The organism is Acinetobacter sp. FDAARGOS_559 (assembly GCF_003940475.1).
GTDB classification, from domain to species: Bacteria; Pseudomonadota; Gammaproteobacteria; order Pseudomonadales; family Moraxellaceae; genus Acinetobacter; species Acinetobacter baumannii.
On sequence record NZ_RKJG01000005.1, the window covers coordinates 1,783,823 to 1,802,220 of the forward strand.

At 41.1% G+C, this 18,398-nt stretch carries 11 protein-coding genes, 2 tRNA genes, 3 rRNA genes and 3 pseudogenes; 9 read left to right on the top strand and 10 right to left on the bottom strand.

The features are described 5' to 3' along the window. The first annotated feature begins 41 nt into the window (after window positions 1-41). The 3 genes and pseudogenes from EGS71_RS09950 to EGS71_RS09960 form a co-directional block, all read left to right on the top strand. Window positions 42-425: a transposase gene (locus EGS71_RS09950; protein WP_001055589.1), complete on the top strand. Its 384-nt coding sequence runs from the start codon at window positions 42-44 to the stop codon at window positions 423-425. Next, window positions 422-757 carry an IS66 family insertion sequence element accessory protein TnpB gene (gene tnpB / locus EGS71_RS09955; protein ID WP_000619347.1) on the top strand — a complete coding sequence of 112 codons (336 nt, stop codon included), beginning with the start codon at window positions 422-424 and terminating at the stop codon, window positions 755-757. Before EGS71_RS09950 ends, tnpB begins: the two co-directional genes overlap by 4 nt. 74 nt (window positions 758-831) lie before the next feature. Beyond that, window positions 832-1,146, top strand: a pseudogene (locus EGS71_RS09960) (IS66 family transposase); the annotation flags it as partial. 73 nt (window positions 1,147-1,219) lie between these two features. Here the strand turns inward: EGS71_RS09960 and istB are convergent. Beyond that, entirely contained in the window at window positions 1,220-1,993 is a 774-nt protein-coding gene (istB, locus tag EGS71_RS09970; protein WP_001053381.1) for an IS21-like element ISEc57 family helper ATPase IstB, read from the bottom strand. Further along, window positions 1,993-3,018 carry an IS21-like element ISEc57 family transposase gene (gene istA / locus EGS71_RS09975; RefSeq protein WP_002009888.1) on the bottom strand — a complete coding sequence of 342 codons (1,026 nt, stop codon included), beginning with the start codon at window positions 3,016-3,018 and terminating at the stop codon, window positions 1,993-1,995. Before istA ends, istB begins: the two co-directional genes overlap by 1 nt. An 89-nt stretch (window positions 3,019-3,107) precedes the next feature. On the opposite strand from istA, the pseudogene EGS71_RS09980 reads away from it, so the two are divergent. Then, window positions 3,108-4,379, top strand: a pseudogene (locus EGS71_RS09980) (IS66-like element ISAba25 family transposase); the annotation flags it as partial. A gap of 14 nt (window positions 4,380-4,393) precedes the next feature. On the opposite strand, the pseudogene EGS71_RS09985 reads toward EGS71_RS09980, so the two are convergent. Beyond that, window positions 4,394-4,843: pseudogene (locus EGS71_RS09985) on the bottom strand (hypothetical protein); the annotation flags it as partial. 147 nt (window positions 4,844-4,990) lie between these two features. On the opposite strand from EGS71_RS09985, the gene EGS71_RS09990 reads away from it, so the two are divergent. Then, window positions 4,991-6,364 (top strand): dihydrolipoyl dehydrogenase, encoded by a 1,374-nt coding sequence (locus EGS71_RS09990; RefSeq protein ID WP_000459903.1) that lies wholly within the window; start codon window positions 4,991-4,993, stop codon window positions 6,362-6,364. Window positions 6,365-6,576: 212 nt separating this feature from the next. Here EGS71_RS09990 and rrf read toward each other — a convergent pair. From rrf to EGS71_RS10015, 5 genes are all read right to left on the bottom strand, one after another. Then, window positions 6,577-6,691, bottom strand: a 5S ribosomal RNA gene (gene rrf, locus EGS71_RS09995). A 184-nt stretch (window positions 6,692-6,875) separates the two neighbouring features. Further along, window positions 6,876-9,768 (bottom strand): 23S ribosomal RNA (locus EGS71_RS10000). Between the two features lie 340 nt (window positions 9,769-10,108). Beyond that, a tRNA-Ala gene (locus EGS71_RS10005) sits at window positions 10,109-10,184 on the bottom strand. A gap of 55 nt (window positions 10,185-10,239) precedes the next feature. Continuing rightward, a tRNA-Ile gene (locus EGS71_RS10010) sits at window positions 10,240-10,316 on the bottom strand. 59 nt (window positions 10,317-10,375) lie between these two features. Further along, window positions 10,376-11,912: ribosomal RNA gene (locus tag EGS71_RS10015) — 16S ribosomal RNA — on the bottom strand. The 16S, 23S and 5S rRNA genes sit together here with 2 tRNA genes alongside, the layout of an rRNA operon. Before the next feature lie 542 nt (window positions 11,913-12,454). On the opposite strand from EGS71_RS10015, the gene EGS71_RS10020 reads away from it, so the two are divergent. The 3 genes from EGS71_RS10020 to EGS71_RS10030 are packed head-to-tail and all read left to right on the top strand — an operon-like array spanning window position 12,455 to window position 14,681. Next, window positions 12,455-12,958 carry a YfiR family protein gene (locus EGS71_RS10020; protein ID WP_001985194.1) on the top strand — a complete coding sequence of 168 codons (504 nt, stop codon included), beginning with the start codon at window positions 12,455-12,457 and terminating at the stop codon, window positions 12,956-12,958. A gap of 5 nt (window positions 12,959-12,963) precedes the next feature. Then, entirely contained in the window at window positions 12,964-14,187 is a 1,224-nt protein-coding gene (locus EGS71_RS10025; protein ID WP_002014284.1) for a diguanylate cyclase domain-containing protein, read from the top strand. Between the two features lie 14 nt (window positions 14,188-14,201). Next, window positions 14,202-14,681 carry an OmpA family protein gene (locus EGS71_RS10030; protein WP_001097560.1) on the top strand — a complete coding sequence of 160 codons (480 nt, stop codon included), beginning with the start codon at window positions 14,202-14,204 and terminating at the stop codon, window positions 14,679-14,681. Between the two features lie 47 nt (window positions 14,682-14,728). On the opposite strand, the gene EGS71_RS10035 is transcribed toward EGS71_RS10030, so the two are convergent. Next, window positions 14,729-15,739: a metallophosphoesterase gene (locus EGS71_RS10035; protein WP_000267330.1), complete on the bottom strand. Its 1,011-nt coding sequence runs from the start codon at window positions 15,737-15,739 to the stop codon at window positions 14,729-14,731. 106 nt (window positions 15,740-15,845) lie between these two features. Here EGS71_RS10035 and EGS71_RS10040 point away from each other — a divergent pair, with 106 nt between their 5' ends. Next, window positions 15,846-17,471, top strand: a complete 1,626-nt coding sequence (locus EGS71_RS10040) for a phospholipase D family protein (RefSeq protein ID WP_000079183.1) — start codon at window positions 15,846-15,848, stop codon at window positions 17,469-17,471. Here the strand turns inward: EGS71_RS10040 and EGS71_RS10045 are convergent, their stop codons facing one another. Continuing rightward, window positions 17,472-18,281, bottom strand: coding sequence for a lysophospholipid acyltransferase family protein (locus EGS71_RS10045; RefSeq protein WP_000195147.1), 810 nt, complete (start codon window positions 18,279-18,281; stop codon window positions 17,472-17,474). It abuts the gene before it with no gap. Window positions 18,282-18,398 lie beyond the last annotated feature (117 nt).

Consider the following 18,398-nt stretch of genomic DNA (forward strand, 5'->3'; position numbering starts at 1 on the left):
TTAATTTAGTTCCCACCTAAAAACAAGTGGGGACTTAATCCATGAACATGGATATATATTCAGCAACACCTCCTGTTGCTAAAAAACGCAGAACATACAGCAAAGAATTCAAACTCAGTATTGTCAATGCCTGTAAAAATCCTAATACCTCGATCGCTTCGGTCGCACTGCAACATAGTATTAATGCCAACCTTGTCAGTCGTTGGATCAGGATCTTCAGCCATCATGAGGGTGCCGTGCAGGATCCTACTCATGTGAATCCAGCATTTATTGCTTTGCCTTACACTGCTGCAATCAGCCAACCTATTGATGAGAGGATCACGTTGTGTATCACCGTGCCTCATACGAATAATGATATTCAGCTAAAATGGCAGACATCAGAAATACCTGCCTTGGCAGAATTACTCAAGGCACTGGCAACATGATCCGTATCAATGAAATTTGGCTCTCTACCCAGCCCATGGATATGCGAGCAGGAATGGATACTGTCATGGCTCAGGTGGTGAGAGCCTTTGGCTACATCAAACCGCATTGCGCCTACCTGTTCTGTAATAAACGTGGTCATCGTATGAAAGTGTTGGTACATGATGGACTGGGCATCTGGCTGTGTGCCCGGCGTTTGGAACAGGGTAAATTTCACTGGGCTCAAGTTCACCAAGGTGAAACCGTGGCCCTCAGCCCGGAACAGTTACAGGCATTAATCCAAGGTTTGCCCTGGCAGAGAATTGGATTGCAGCAAGTGGTGAATATGCTCTAAACCAAGCTCGACCATTCTGCCATCCTCCAAACGTTCTATTTCATTCTCTTCATGACCTCAGGCATACTGCGGTCATGAATACGCTGCCTGACTTAAGCCAACTGACCCATGAACAACTGCTGGAATTCACCAGACAGTTGGCGATGCAGCATCAGTCTCTAGCACAATCAAACCAACAATTGGATGCCAAAGTTCAACATCTTTCTATTCTCAATCAAAAATACGAGCATGAACTGGCGCTGTTTAAAAAGCACAAATTCGCCCAAAAGAATGAACACTTAACGGCAAAACAAATCCACCTATGGGATGAAGCGGTTGAAGAAGATATTGCTGCTGTTGATCTGGAATTAGAACGATTAAATGCAGATAAAACCGATGCAGCGACACAGTGTCAACGGCAATTTAAAACTGACCCCTTTTACCTTAAAACAGCAAAGTAAAATTGACCCCTTTGATGATTTATTAAGACTCAATTTGTGGTTGAATTCCTACTCTCTTTTTATCTTTTAGACGATAACTTTCCCCAGATATTTGTACAACATGACAATGATGTAATAAACGATCCAACATTGCTGCTGTCAAAGTAACATCATCTGCGAATGATTTAGACCACTGGCTAAATGGTAAATTACTGGTCAAAATCGTACTGCCTTTTTCATAGCGCTTGGCAATAACATTAAAAAATAAATTTGCTTCTTCACGACCAAATGGTAAATATCCTATTTCATCGATAATCAATAACTTTGGAGCAAGTACAACACGTTGCATGTAGTTTTTTAATTTACCTTGTTGATAAGCTAGGCTAAGTTGCAACATTAAATCAGCTGCAGTAATAAACTTAGTCTTAATATTATTCATAATTGCCTTATAGCCTAAAGCCATTGATAGATGTGTTTTCCCAACACCACTTGCACCAATAAATACAACATTTTCAGCTCTTGGAATAAAGCTTAAATTAAATAGTTCAAGCAACTGCGACTTTGGAGCACCTAAAGCATAATTAAAATCATAAGCCTCCAACGTTTTGATTTGAGTAAGACCTGAAAGTTGTAAAAGAATCTGTTGACTACGTTGCTGCTTGGCTGTGTATTCATGTAATAGCATAGCTTCAACGAAATCTGCATAACTGCCATCCTTTGCTAAGGTTTGTTGTGCATGATGTGACCATTGTGATGCCACTGTTTGTAGACCAAGCTGACGGCAAAGCTGTTCAATACGCTCATACTGTAAATTCATTAAGAAACCTCCAGTAATTCATCATAGATTGATAAGGGGTGTTGAACACTCTCATGAGGTATGAGTGATGATGGGCTAACATCATCAATTACAGATTTTTTAGAACCATCATTAAATAAAGGTAATGAAGAAAAATATTGTTGTTCTTCAAGCAAACGAGTACTTGGTTTTTCTTTAGTTGTTGCATGAATGCGTTGATTTGCTGTTTCACTAAGCCATCGACCAATATAGGCATTTGCCATATCAACATCTAAGCTAAGGTCAACCACCTTTAAACTTGCTTTTAATGGCACGATAAAACTTGATTTCAAATAACTATTAAAGCGTTCTACTTTACCTTTTGTTTGCGCACGATATGGCTTACAAACACGTGGTCGGAAGTTATATTTCTTAGCACAATCAAGTAATTTAGCATTCCAGCGATGTTGACCATCTTGATAAGCATCACGTTCAATCATAATGGCCTTAGCATTATCAAATAATACATCTTTAGGAACACCACCAAAGAACTGAAAAGCACTTTCTAAGCCATCAATCCATGCATCAGAACGTTCATGATCATAAAACTTAACAAAGGTTGCTCTAGAGTATCCCAAAGTTGCAACAAATGCTTTTAATGTGGTGTGATGACGTCGAATTTTTGTGAAATCAACCTGCATTTGTTGACCTGGTTGAGTCTCAAATCGCTTAATCGGCTCTGGTTGTTTAGTTGGCTTTAATGTATTGAGATAATTTTGTAGTGTTCTAATTTTCCCCGTGTAGCCTTTTTGCAAGATTTCTTGATACAACACTGCAGCCGGTATCCATTCTGGATCGGCGGCATTTACACGTTTGATTAAATACGGTTTATAAGGCTCAAGAATACTCACTTTAGATTGTGTTCGTTGATATTTAGGTGTTACTTGAGATCGTAAATATTTACGCACAGTATTTCTAGAAATACCGAGTTCGCGGCTAATTGCCTTAATAGATTGACCTTGTTGATGAAGTATTTGGATTGTCACTGCTTGCTCCAAAGTTAACATGTTGAGCAGTCCAAAAAGACCACTATATTAACCAAGGGGGTCAATTTTCAAATGCTGTTGGGGGGTCATTTTTACATTGCCGCTAACAACAGAAAGCCAAAACCAATAAACCTAAACGTCGACCACTGCCAGATCATCTACACACCATCCGTATTGAGCATGAACCTGCATCAACCCAATGCACTTGTGGATGCCAACTCCGTCGTATCGGCGAAGATGTCAGTGAGAAACTGCATTTCAGACCGGCACAGTTCTATAAGGAACAGCATGTGCGTGGTAAATGGGTCTGTGATCAGTGTGACACTCTGACTCAGCAAGCGATGCCCGCCTATGTGATTGATAAAGGCATTGCTTCACCTGAATTGCTCAGCCATGTGCTGGTATCGAAGTATGCCGATCATTTGCCGCTGTACCGTCAACGTCTGATCTATCAGCGGGCGGGAATCGAACTTTCTAGATCAACTTTATCTGACTGGATAGGTCGCTGCGGTGTAGAACTGGAACCTCTGGCCAATGCCTTAAAAGAGGTGGTGCTGCAACAGCGGGTGCTGCATGCAGATGAAACACCGGTCACCATCATGCGGATGGGTGAGAATGAGAAAAAACCGAAGAAAGGTTATGTCTGGGCCTATGCCACCACACAGTACAATCCAGTTCAGGCGGTGATCTATGACTTTCAGGATAGTCGTTCAGGCCAGCATGCTGCAGAGTTCTTGAAAGGCTGGCAGGGCAATCTAGTCTGTGATGATTACAGTGGTTATAAAGCACGCTTTAAATCAGGCCAGGTCATAGAGGTCGGCTGCATGGCCCATGCACGTCGTAAATTCCATGAACTGCATGTGACCGGGAAAAGTCAGGTCGCTGAACAGGCATTGGTGCTGATTCAGAAACTGTATGCGATAGAAGCAGAACTCAGGAAAAAGACCGATGGTACAGCGGAAGACCGCCGCGAATACCGACAACAGCATAGTCAACCAGTGATGCAACAACTATATGAATGGCTCAACCAACATCATCTGACAGTGCCATCGAGTTCTCCCACCGCCAAGGCCATCAATTACACTCTGAAGCGTTGGCCAGCCTTAAGCCGCTATCTGGATGATGGCAATCTACCGATATGCAACAATTGGGTAGAGAATCAGATGCGTCCCTGGGCGTTGGGGCGCAAGAACTGGCTGTTTGCAGGTTCGCTGCGCAGTGGTCAGCGAGCGGCAAACATCATGACTTTAATCCAGTCAGCAAAGCTGAATGGGCTGGATCCGTATGCCTATTTAAGTGATGTGCTGAAAAGGTTACCGACACATAAAGTGACCCAGATTGAAGAGTTACTGCCGCACTGCTGGAAACCTAAATCGAATTAAAAAATAGGTATGGGATTCAGCGGACGCTTACATTTAAAACCATTTTTCACCAACTCATTTATCGAACTCGATGTTTTTGGTGTTTTTATAATGTATATAGCATTACCTGCCGCATCAGTAGTTTGAGTAGATACGCCTTCTATAGATACGTTATTTGTTGGATCATCTAATTCCAAAGTGACATTAGCACCAGCAACACCGCCTTTATCCTTATCTAAAGCTCTAACAGTAACAGTTAAAGTATCATTCGTTGCAGCAACTGATAATTTATCTAGTTCTATCTTTAAAGCTGTAGCAGTCGCTTGCTGAGATCCGCTATTATTACTTCCAGATGAAGGATTATTACTATTTGATGAACCATTCTGGTAATAACCATCACCTCCCCCGCCACAACTTGCTAACATAATTGATACAGCAATAGCCGACAACTTCAAGGTAAGTTGTTTTTTATACATACTTTTCATTTCCCCAATCTTTCCTAAAGGTATAAGATTTTTTAATTATTTATATTATTAGTGTAATCATATTGGATGCACTCTGTAAACATAAATTACATTGTGTTTTATTATGTAACTTATTATACGAAAAATTTATAGTTATTAGGATTCATAATGTTCGATCTTATTATCATTGGCGCGGGTACGGCTGGTATTAGCGCTTATAAAGAAGCAGTAAAATACACTAATAATCTTTTAATTATAAATGATGGCCCTTGGGATACCACTTGCGCACGTGTAGGGTGTATGCCAAGTAAAGTCTTAATCTCTACTGCAAACCGTATGTATGATATACAAAATGCTCAAGAGGTTGGGCTGAGTGCTTCAGCAGATATTAGTACTGATCAGGTTATGGAGCATGTGAGAACCTTACGTGATCGTTTTACTAAGGCCACATTAAAAGATGTCGAACAATGGCCCACTGAACATAAAATTTCGGGTAAAGCTCATTTTATTGATGCAAAAACTATTGAAGTAAATGGTAAACGGTATCAGTCAAAAAGTTTTATTTTAGCAGTAGGCTCTACACCTAATTATGATCAAACTTGGAAACAAGAATTAGGTGATCGTCTTATTACTACAGATCAAATATTTGAATTAAACACCCTACCCAAGTCTATCGCTATTATTGGAAGTGGAGTAATTGCCTTAGAGATTGCCCAAGCCATGCATCGTGTGGGTGTAGAAACCACTATATTTGCTCGTAGTAAAAGAATCGGGATATTTACTAGTCCTAAGCTACAACAGCTAGCTCAAGAAGAACTGAGTAAAGAGTTAAATTTTTTATTCGAGACATTGCCTCATGAGGTTAAGTCTACTTCTGATGGCGTTATATTGAATTATAAAATTGATGAAAAAGAGGAATCTATCCAAACTGAGTATGTGTTATCTGCAACAGGTCGTTCGAGCTTACTTGACACGCTAAAGTTAGAAAATATTGATAAGTCTTTTAAAGATATTAAATTACTACCTGTAAATGCAAAAACTAAACAACTAGATAACTATCCAATTTTTATTGCTGGTGATGCATACACTTCTACGCCTTTACAACATGAAGCTGCCCATGAAGGTAAAAAAGTTGTTTATAACTGTTTAAATTATCCACAGGTAAACGCAGTTAAGACACTTACTCCATTAGGAATTGTATTTAGTCATCCAGAAATGGCAATTGTGGGACAAAGTTATAAACAACTTAAAGATAATGGAGTAGATTTTGTTACAGGTGAAGCATCTTATGAAAGACAAGGAAGAGCTATCGTACTCGGGAAAAATAAGGGTGCTATTGAAGTTTATATAGAGCGAGAAAGTCAGAAATTGCTTGGTGCAGAGTTATTTACCGAAGCTACAGAACATATGGCTCATCTATTAAGCTGGATTATTGGAGAAGAACTAACTTTAAATGATATTTTAGAGAAACCTTTTTATCATCCAACACTAGAAGAAGGCCTGCGTACTGCCCTTAAACATGCTCGCAGGCAGTTGAAATAATTATTATTAAAAGAGAGCTTTCTTGCAAAGTTAGCTCTTTATACTTCAAGAAGCCTTCTTCTGTTGAGTGCTACATTATTTTTGCTTGATTGAGGCTAAGTTTGTTCAGTTAGATAATACACAGTTTATTTTTATTACCTAGCCACTTTTACCCCTTTCCCATATAAAAAAACACCCCAACCTCTTTTGAGATTGGGGTGTTTAGAATAATGAGCTGGCGATGACTTACTCTCACATGGGTAATCCCACACTACCATCAGCGCTAAGAGGTTTCACTTCTGAGTTCGGGAAGGGATCAGGTGGTTCACTCTTGCTATGGTCGCCAGCACAACTGTTTATGGATACTTGCCTGGGTCTTATTTAATGCCGAAGCGTTTTCCAAATCTGTAACAGACTGGGCTGATTGAATCTTACTTTATCTGTTCATTTTAGCTAGAGGTATAACTAAATCAAGTTGTCTTGCATATTTAAGAATCGATTGATGCTTCATATACAACTGCTTGGGTGTTGTATAGTCAAGCCTCACGAGCAATTAGTATTGGTCAGCTTCACATATCACTATGCTTCCACATCCAACCTATCAACGTCCTAGTCTCGAACGGCTCTTTAGAGGACATAAAGTCCTAGGGAAATCTTATCTTGAGGTAGGCTTCCCGCTTAGATGCTTTCAGCGGTTATCCCTTCCGAACATAGCTACCCGGCGATGCGACTGGCGTCACAACCGGTACACCAGAGGTTCGTCCACTCTGGTCCTCTCGTACTAGGAGCAGATCCTCTCAAATTTCCAGCGCCCACGGTAGATAGGGACCGAACTGTCTCACGACGTTCTAAACCCAGCTCGCGTACCTCTTTAAATGGCGAACAGCCATACCCTTGGGACCTGCTTCAGCCCCAGGATGAGATGAGCCGACATCGAGGTGCCAAACACCGCCGTCGATATGAACTCTTGGGCGGTATCAGCCTGTTATCCCCAGAGTACCTTTTATCCGTTGAGCGATGGCCCTTCCATACAGAACCACCGGATCACTAAGACCTACTTTCGTACCTGCTCGACTTGTGGGTCTCGCAGTTAAGCGCGCTTTTGCCTTTATACTCTACGCGTGATTTCCGACCACGCTGAGCGCACCTTCGTACTCCTCCGTTACTCTTTAGGAGGAGACCGCCCCAGTCAAACTACCCACCAGACACGGTCCTCGTCCCGGATCACGGGACAGAGTTAGAACCTCAACATTACCAGGGTGGTATTTCAAGGACGGCTCCACTGGAACTAGCGTTCCAGCTTCAAAGCCTCCCACCTATCCTACACAAGTAAGGTCAAAGTTCAGTGTCAAGCTGCAGTAAAGGTTCACGGGGTCTTTCCGTCTAGCCGCGGGTACACTGCATCTTCACAGCGATTTCGATTTCACTGAGCCTCTGCTGGAGACAGCGCCGCCATCATTATGCCATTCGTGCAGGTCGGAACTTACCCGACAAGGAATTTCGCTACCTTAGGACCGTTATAGTTACGGCCGCCGTTTACTGGGGCTTCGATCAAGAGCTTCGCTTACGCTAACCCCATCAATTAACCTTCCAGCACCGGGCAGGCATCACACCCTATACGTCCACTTTCGTGTTTGCAGAGTGCTATGTTTTTAATAAACAGTTGCAGCGGCCTGGTTTCTGCGGCTGTCGTCAGCTCAGGAAGCGAGTTCCATCACCAACAACAGCGTACCTTCTCCCGAAGTTACGGTACCATTTTGCCTAGTTCCTTCAGCAGAGTTCTCTCAAGCGCCTTGGTCTACTCGACCTGACCACCTGTGTCGGTTTCGGGTACGATTCCTGTGTAACTGAAGCTTAGAGACTTTTCCTGGAAGCATGGCATCAACCACTTCGCTGTACAAGTACAGCTTGCTATCAGATCTCAGCATAGAGTACCCCGGATTTGCCTAAGATACATGCCTACTTCCTTTCACCTGGACAACCAACGCCAGGCTGATTTAGCCTTCTCCGTCCTCTCATCGCATTACACAGAAGTAATGGAATATTAACCATTTTCCCATCGACTACGCCTTTCGGCCTCGCCTTAGGGGTCGACTCACCCAGCCCCGATTAACGTTGGACTGGAACCCTTGGTCTTTCGGCGAACGGGTTTTTCACCCGTTTTGTCGTTACTCACGTCAGCATTCGCACTTCTGATACCTCCAGCATGCTTCTCAACACACCTTCATCGGCTTACAGAACGCTCCCCTACCACGTATACAAAGTATACATCCGCAGCTTCGGCACATAGTTTTAGCCCCGTTACATCTTCCGCGCAGGCCGACTCGACTAGTGAGCTATTACGCTTTCTTTAAAGGGTGGCTGCTTCTAAGCCAACCTCCTAGCTGTCTATGCCTTCCCACATCGTTTCCCACTTAACTATGATTTTGGGGCCTTAGCTGGCGGTCTGGATTGTTTTCCTCTTGACTACGGACGTTAGCACCCGCAGTCTGTCTCCCGGATAGTACTCATAGGTATTCGGAGTTTGCATCGGTTTGGTAAGTCGGGATGACCCCCTAGCCGAAACAGTGCTCTACCCCCTATGGTATTCGTCCGAGGCGCTACCTAAATAGCTTTCGGGGAGAACCAGCTATCACCAGGCTTGATTAGCCTTTCACCCCTATCCACAAGTCATCCCCTGGCTTTTCAACGACAGTGGGTTCGGTCCTCCAGTTAGTGTTACCCAACCTTCAACCTGCTCATGGATAGATCGCCTGGTTTCGGGTCTATACCCAGCAACTAAACGCCCTATTAAGACTCGATTTCTCTACGGCTCCCCTATACGGTTAACCTCGCTACTGAATATAAGTCGCTGACCCATTATACAAAAGGTACGCAGTCACACCACGAAGGTGCTCCCACTGCTTGTATGCATGCGGTTTCAGGATCTATTTCACTCCCCTCACAGGGGTTCTTTTCGCCTTTCCCTCACGGTACTGGTTCACTATCGGTCAGTCAGGAGTATTTAGCCTTGGAGGATGGTCCCCCCATATTCAGACAAGGTTTCACGTGCCTCGCCCTACTCGTCATCATTATGTGTGCCCTTTCGTGTACGGGAATATCACCCTCTACGTTCGCACTTCCCAGAGCGTTCCACTAAAACACACATAACTTAATGGGCTGATCCCCGTTCGCTCGCCGCTACTGAGGGAATCTCAATTGATTTCTTTTCCTAAGGGTACTGAGATGTTTCACTTCCCCTCGTTCGCCTTGCAACACTATGTATTCATGTTGCAATACCTACCTTAAAGTAGGTGGGTTCCCCCATTCAGACATCTCCGGATCAAAGGATATTTGCCGCCTCCCCGGAGCTTTTCGCAGGCTATCACGTCTTTCATCGCCTCTGACTGCCAAGGCATCCACCACATGCACTTAATTACTTGACTATACAACCCCAAACAGTCGATGTTACCTACAAGTTAGTAACTTCAACATTTCAGTTTAGAGCACTGTGCACTTAAGCACCGTACAGCTTCAATCTAAATTCACATACCAAAACGCTTGATTCAGTTAATTTGCTAGTTCTCAATTCATCTAGATTAATCGCTTAACCTAAACTCTTGAGTGAACAATTTATTTCAGACTCAATTTTGCCAATCTGTTAATGAGTTAATGTGTCTTCGTCAGATCACACTAATTACCGTGATAATGAAATCACAGAAGTTAATAAACCAAGATCTTAATCTTTATTTACTAATTTCTGTAATCCGAACTTATCTTAAGTTCTGGTGGAGACTAGGAGAGTCGAACTCCTGACCTCCTGCGTGCAAAGCAGGCGCTCTACCAACTAAGCTAAGTCCCCAGCTTACATCATCAATCATGTATCTTTTATCTATAACTTCAACCAGTCAAAGTCATGGTGGGTCTGACAAGACTTGAACTTGTGACCCCACGCTTATCAAGCGTGTGCTCTAACCAACTGAGCTACAGACCCTCAGATACATCTATGAAGAACAACTTGTTGTGGATTCTTACCAATCGTCAATCTTTCGTTAAGGAGGTGATCCAGCCGCAGGTTCCCCTACGGCTACCTTGTTACGACTTCACCCCAGTCATCGGCCACACCGTGGTAACCGCCCTCTTTGCAGTTAGGCTAGCTACTTCTGGTGCAACAAACTCCCATGGTGTGACGGGCGGTGTGTACAAGGCCCGGGAACGTATTCACCGCGGCATTCTGATCCGCGATTACTAGCGATTCCGACTTCATGGAGTCGAGTTGCAGACTCCAATCCGGACTACGATCGGCTTTTTGAGATTAGCATCACATCGCTGTGTAGCAACCCTTTGTACCGACCATTGTAGCACGTGTGTAGCCCTGGCCGTAAGGGCCATGATGACTTGACGTCGTCCCCGCCTTCCTCCAGTTTGTCACTGGCAGTATCCTTAAAGTTCCCATCCGAAATGCTGGCAAGTAAGGAAAAGGGTTGCGCTCGTTGCGGGACTTAACCCAACATCTCACGACACGAGCTGACGACAGCCATGCAGCACCTGTATCTAGATTCCCGAAGGCACCAATCCATCTCTGGAAAGTTTCTAGTATGTCAAGGCCAGGTAAGGTTCTTCGCGTTGCATCGAATTAAACCACATGCTCCACCGCTTGTGCGGGCCCCCGTCAATTCATTTGAGTTTTAGTCTTGCGACCGTACTCCCCAGGCGGTCTACTTATCGCGTTAGCTGCGCCACTAAAGCCTCAAAGGCCCCAACGGCTAGTAGACATCGTTTACGGCATGGACTACCAGGGTATCTAATCCTGTTTGCTCCCCATGCTTTCGTACCTCAGCGTCAGTATTAGGCCAGATGGCTGCCTTCGCCATCGGTATTCCTCCAGATCTCTACGCATTTCACCGCTACACCTGGAATTCTACCATCCTCTCCCATACTCTAGCTCACCAGTATCGAATGCAATTCCCAAGTTAAGCTCGGGGATTTCACATCCGACTTAATAAGCCGCCTACGCACGCTTTACGCCCAGTAAATCCGATTAACGCTCGCACCCTCTGTATTACCGCGGCTGCTGGCACAGAGTTAGCCGGTGCTTATTCTGCGAGTAACGTCCACTATCTCTAGGTATTAACTAAAGTAGCCTCCTCCTCGCTTAAAGTGCTTTACAACCATAAGGCCTTCTTCACACACGCGGCATGGCTGGATCAGGGTTCCCCCCATTGTCCAATATTCCCCACTGCTGCCTCCCGTAGGAGTCTGGGCCGTGTCTCAGTCCCAGTGTGGCGGATCATCCTCTCAGACCCGCTACAGATCGTCGCCTTGGTAGGCCTTTACCCCACCAACTAGCTAATCCGACTTAGGCTCATCTATTAGCGCAAGGTCCGAAGATCCCCTGCTTTCTCCCGTAGGACGTATGCGGTATTAGCATCCCTTTCGAGATGTTGTCCCCCACTAATAGGCAGATTCCTAAGCATTACTCACCCGTCCGCCGCTAGGTCCGGTAGCAAGCTACCTTCCCCCGCTCGACTTGCATGTGTTAAGCCTGCCGCCAGCGTTCAATCTGAGCCATGATCAAACTCTTCAGTTAAAATCATTTTGTACCTTATTTATAGACAAGGTACCAATTCTGGCTCATCAATTACTGACTTAAATTTCGCTCAAATAAACTTCGAGTAATTTAAACCAATCAATCAATGAAAATTATTTCGATTAATCAATCAGTAAAAATCCACACAAGTTGTTCTTCAATTCTCTTAATGATCTTCTTACTGGTTCGTCACCAGCAAGCTAGGTCGGCTATATTACTCTTAATCTCTTAAAAGTCAACAGGTAATTTCGATATTTTTAAAACTTAGTCTCTAAACCAACTTACCATCAAACTCATCGCTTAAAGCAACCAATCTAATCACAAGTAACTGTTTTTCAACAAGTTTCTATCTGCATCACCGCCGATGGATGTGCATTATAGACCATCTCTCTCCCTTTGCAACCCCTTTTTCTAGCATTTCATATCAAGCGTACATTTTTTAGGCTTTTCACTGGATATTAGATGAGATATTAAACTTTTTTTAGTTATTCAACTTCATGTAGAATAGATTATTCGTGCAATTGATTTGGCATTAACTCACCATGTGGCACTCCGCTAAGAAAGTATTATTTTGCATACTTGTAGTGTTTGCTACGAGTGGGCCTGCTTATGCCAATTCAAAACATAACTTTTATGTGCTCACTTTATCTATTTTAAGTTATAGCAAATGGGAGAATGTAAGCACGCCTACTCTTTGTGTAATTGATAATGCATCAATTACTTCTACCTTCCAGTCTTATATTCAACAATTATCTTATAATTATCGTGTACAAACCGTTAATGCTAAAGATTTTTCTAAATCGCATTGCCAGGCTGTTTATTTCTCTACTACACCACCTCAGCAGCAACAAAACTTAATTCAGAATTATCCATATCGTTCTTTGCTTTCTTTAAGTATTAATAATCCAGAATGTGAAGTTGGTAGTATCTTTTGTTTATATAATCAAAATAATTACACCACTTTTAAAGTTAACTTAGATGCATTAAGCCATTCCAAGGTCCATATTGATCCAAGGGTTTTACTCTTGGCTAAGAACGCGGAGTAAGGATTATGATATCTAAGTTGTATCAATCCACTTCGCTACATGCACTTTTTAGAAAGTCTCAATTTACAATCTTTGCTATAACTTTCTTTATTTGCTCTTTTACATTTGTATCAATTTCCGTTTTTACGATGGAAACTTATGCAAAACAAAATTTGCAATTACTTAGCCATACTCTTCTTGAGCGTATTCAGCCTGCCGTTGTGTTTAACGATAAGATCACGATCGAACAAATCTTAAATGAATACACAAATGATCACTCTATTCGAGCGATTCATATTTATGACTCTGAACATCACCTGATTGCTCAAAGTTTTAAGTTGTCGAGTCAAACTTCAGTGTTAGAGAAATGGTTTGATCACTGGTTTTTAAATGAGCCGGTACATTTAACGATTTATCATCATCAACAGAATGTAGGTGAACTCACCCTTTTTGGTAGCTCTGAAAAAATATTGCAATTTTTAAAGATGATTATGGTCGGCCTTGCTATTGCGATGCTATTTATTGTTTGTGCATTGTGGTGGTCAGTGAATTTGACTTATCGTCAAATTATGCAAGCGATTTACCCACTCACAAATATTGCTCAAATCGTGAGTGAACAAAAAGCTTATAACCTTCGTTTTCCTTATAACCGAATTAAAGAGTTTCAAGATCTAAATACAGTTTTTAATGAGTTACTTGAAGAAATTCAAATTTGGGATAATCAGCTGCAAAAGGAAAATCGTAAATTATCGTTTCAAGCTCATCATGACCAGCTGACCCTACTACCGAATAGACATTATTTTTATCAAATACTATTAGATATGTTTGAAGATAAGGATTTTGATAATAAGTCAGCCTTATTGTTTATAGATAACAATAACTTCAAATCAATTAATGATCAGTTCGGACATTTAGCTGGTGATGAGGTTTTAAAAGAGATGGCGAAAAGGTTACAAACGCGTTTACGTCATCAAGATTTTATTGCCCGTTTAGGCGGTGATGAATTTGCGGTTATTTTGCATTCCATTACGCATGCCGATCATTTAATATCTATTGCTGAAAATTTACTCGAAAGCTGTAAAGAACCTTTGCATCTAAATGATCAAACGATTTATTTCAGTTTTAGTGTAGGGATTGCTTTATCCCAATTTGCGTCTAGTCCAGAAGATTTTATTATGCAAGCAGATCAAGCGATGTATAAGGCTAAGACTTCTGAGCAACATTGGTTTATTTATAAACCAGAGAATTAAATTTAGGCTAATTTATGAATACAAGATCTTTGAAACTCTCCTTTATTGCATTGCTGTGCATTGCGCTTGCAGGCTGCTTGAGTTTTGGTCCTTTGAAATATCGTCAAGTAAAAATGCTAAAAAAAGAGGGGTTTGTACTTACTAATGAAGGCTGGACTCTAGGTTTACCAGAACGCTTATTATTTGATTTTAATGACGCAACATTAAAACAAAGTCATGAAGCAGAGCTTACACGTTTAGCAAATCAATTAAATAAATATGATTTGAATAAATTAAAAATCGTTGGTCACACTGACGATGTAGGTAATCCTGAATACAACCAGAAGTTATCTGAAGAACGTGCACAAAGTGTTGCGAACCTTTTCTTGACTCACGGTTTTAAAAAGGAAAATATTTACGTTATTGGACGTGGTTCAACTCAACCGTATGTACCGAATACAACCAATGAAAATCGAGCAATTAATCGTCGTGTTGCTATCGTAATTATTCCTTAAATTTTCCATTATAAAAAAGCCAATCCTTTGTGATTGGCTTTTTTGTTTTATACAAGTTCAATAATATCAATAGTAGGTGGTACACGAAATCTTAATGGTATTCCAACCATACCTGTTCCTACGGTAACAAATACATCGGCATGTTCATGCGAATAGAAACCACGTTTATGGCCTAAAATTGATACTTTTTTCATAATATAGTTGGTTACCCACGGAAGTTCGACCTGCCCTCCATGTGTATGACCTGACAACATTAAAGGGCGATTAGGTAATTTAGGAACCATATCTACCGTATCGGGGTTATGGGAAAGAATTAACCATGGTTTATCTTGAGGTAAGTCTGGCATTGAACGCATATCGGTTTTCCCTGCCCATAAGTCACCAATCCCGATTAAACGAAACTCATCAAACTCAACAATTTTTCCTTCAATATCCATTACATCATTGAAGTGAAGTGCATCTTTTAATAATTGTTGAATAGGCGGACCCGGATATTGCTCGTCATGGTTCCCTGGAACTGAATAAACTGGAGCTTTAATATCTTTAAGTACACTCAGTTCCTGTACTAGCTTATCTTCTGGCTCATAAGTCCAGTCTCCTGCCACAACTACTAAGTCTGGCTGTTGTTCATTAAGCTTTTTCACAATGATTTTGAGTTGACGCTCATGCCCAGAGAATAGGCCTATATGTAAGTCTGCAATTAAAGCGACTTTTACAGGTTTAGCAAAACGGCGATCTGGGTTTAAACGATATTGGTGAACATCGATACGCACCATATGTGGCTCTATAAAACGTGCGTAAATGAGAATACCGCTTAATAAAAAGATAAAAATGGTTTCATGAATTGAGTAATAACCTATCCAACCAGCATATAAATTAAAGAACCAAAGTGGAATAAGAAGATAAGATAGATAAAAAGCAAGTAAGTGAACAAAAGCTTTAAATGGATGAATCGTTTCAGTACGTGATTGATGAACCCAAGCTTCAATAATTCCCCAGAGAGCAAGTATTGAAAAAATAAGGTAAAAACAAAAGATGATTGAATTTGGGTTCCACATTACGATTCTCGACTTATCTTATATTGATTGCTAGTGATCAAATTCAATATTTATCTTTCAATATGCACGAATTATACTCTAGCTCACCTTATCGTATGTATTGATTATGGCACAATCCTTTCATTCCAAACAGCTTCAAACTCATCAACTGGCTAAAGGCTTTTTGATTAAAGCTTCTATAGTCGTATGTTCAAGTTTCGCTGTGGCTTTGACAGGTTGTAGCACATTACCCAAACATAGCCCTGAACCAATCCAGTACGCACGAGATATCGATACATCTCAAACTTCTCTTTCAAAAATTATTACGCCTTTACGTGAAAAAAATCCGAATTTAACGGGTTATCATCTTTTAAATGATCCCTTAGAAGCACTCGCGGCTCGCTTAAGGCTGATTGATAAAGCCGAAAAGACTTTAGATTTACAGTACTATATTTGGGATAACGATAAAGTCGGTGCTTTAGCTTTACATGCCATTATTCGTGCTGCTGATCGGGGTGTTAAAGTACGTTTATTAATTGACGACAATAATGCTAAAAAGATGGAAGGCGTGTTACTCGCACTTTCTCAACATAAAAATATTGAAGTTAAATTATTTAACCCATACCGTTTCCGCAAATATCGCGCGATGGATATGATTTTAGACTTAAAACGTATCAATCGTCGTATGCATAACAAGAGCTTTATTGCTGATAATCAGGTTGCGCTTATTGGTGGGCGCAATATGACAAATCAGTATTACAACGTCAGCGACAGTTATCAGTTTTCTGATGTCGATGTCATGTTGGTTGGAGCTGCCGTTGATGATATCGTGAATTCTTTTGATGACTACTGGAATCATGAATATGCATATTCAGTCCAAAGTATCGTCAATGCTCAACAACACCGTTTGCGCTATGAAAGCTTAAAACAACAACTTGATGCTCATTATCAACAAGCCACTGTTCAGAACTTCCTTGACTTAACCTCTAGATCACATGCTTTTGATAAATGGTTAGACCGTAATATTAAATTTGATTGGGTTAAAGCAGAGGTTGTGAAAGACTCACCTGATAAAATTAGATCAAAAGCGAAAAAAGAAGAACATTTAAATTTCCAATTGATTAACCATTTAGAAAAACCAGAAAGCAATGTTGACCTGATTTCAGCTTATTTTATTCCAGAAAAGCAAGGTGCTAAAATTTTAAGTACGCTTGCTAAAGAAGGTGTAGAAGTTCGAGTTTTAACAAACTCATTCAAAGCAAATGACGTAGCTGTTGTTCATGCGTTTTATGGAAAATATCGTAAAGAACTTTTGAAAAACGGCGTTCAACTTTATGAGTTTTTACCAACTCCAGATAAACGCGATTTAAATAAAAATACGGATGAGTTGGCAACCAAAGCGAAAGTAAACATGAAAGGTTTAAGCCGCTCAAGTTTACACACCAAACTTATGGCATTAGATGAACAGGTTTTTATCGGTTCATTTAACTTTGACCCACGTTCGGCGTATTTAAATACTGAAATTGGCGTAATTTTAGATAGTCCATCACTGGCCAAAACAATTCACCATACGATGGATGAAAACTTAAACAAATATGCTTATAAATTAAAGCTCGACCCAAACAATCATATTTACTGGCAACAGGAAACTCCAAAAGGCCCTGTAATTTATAAAAAAGAACCAGAAATGAAATGGTGGCAAAAGGCAGGCATGAAACTACTATCATGGCTGCCACTCGAAGGTTTTATGTAATTAACTTTTTGGCTTAAGTACTTTTTTATGTAATTGAGCCAATCCTTCAACCATTTTTTCTTGCACTTCTTGAGTCAAACTTTTTACATCATGGCCTTCTACCGAAATAGGAGGAAGTGTAAGTAAATGGGCTGTTACTTTCGGCATTTCTAGCACACGTTGAATATGCTCAACGAATGACATCTCACCAATAAATGGTGCAACGGTATCTAACTCACCATGACGGTTTACGTAACAGATTAAACATACCTGTACCGGACGCTGAGCTTCGATAGCAGCTCCGAGTAAACGACCATGAACCCGCTTAACAGAATGGCCATCTGTAGTAGTCGCTTCAGGGAAAAATAAAACCGGAATATTTTGCTTTAAAAATTCGGTAATTTGCTCTCGAATTTTAATGGAGTCACCTGATCCACGTTTAATAAATAAGGTGCCCCCACCTTTCGCCAAATTGCCAAGAATAGGCCACTTTTCTATCTCGGCTTTAGCTAAGAAGAAGACACGTGCACCTGAACCTAAAACGGCGATATCAAGCCAAGAAATATGGTTACTCACCCATAAAGCGGGCTCTCTGGGGATCGTGCCATGTACTTGAACTTCAAGATTAAATACTTGGCATAAACGACGACAGAAATATTGAACATATCGAGTGTTAACAGGGTTATTTGGATCTTTATAAAGTCCATGACGATAAACTAAGTAAAAACCTTCACTGATTGCCGCAGTCGCTGAAGTAACTTTTTTTCCGTATAAACCTATTTTTGAAAATTTCTTTAACGTTGAATTCACTATACTTTGCGTTTGAGTCATAAAATTTCACTAACGATCAATCATTGTTATACCCATCTCGAGCCATTCTATACGTTTCGGAATAAACTTGCATCGCTGTATGATAGACACAAATAAAAATAAAATGCGCTGTAGTTA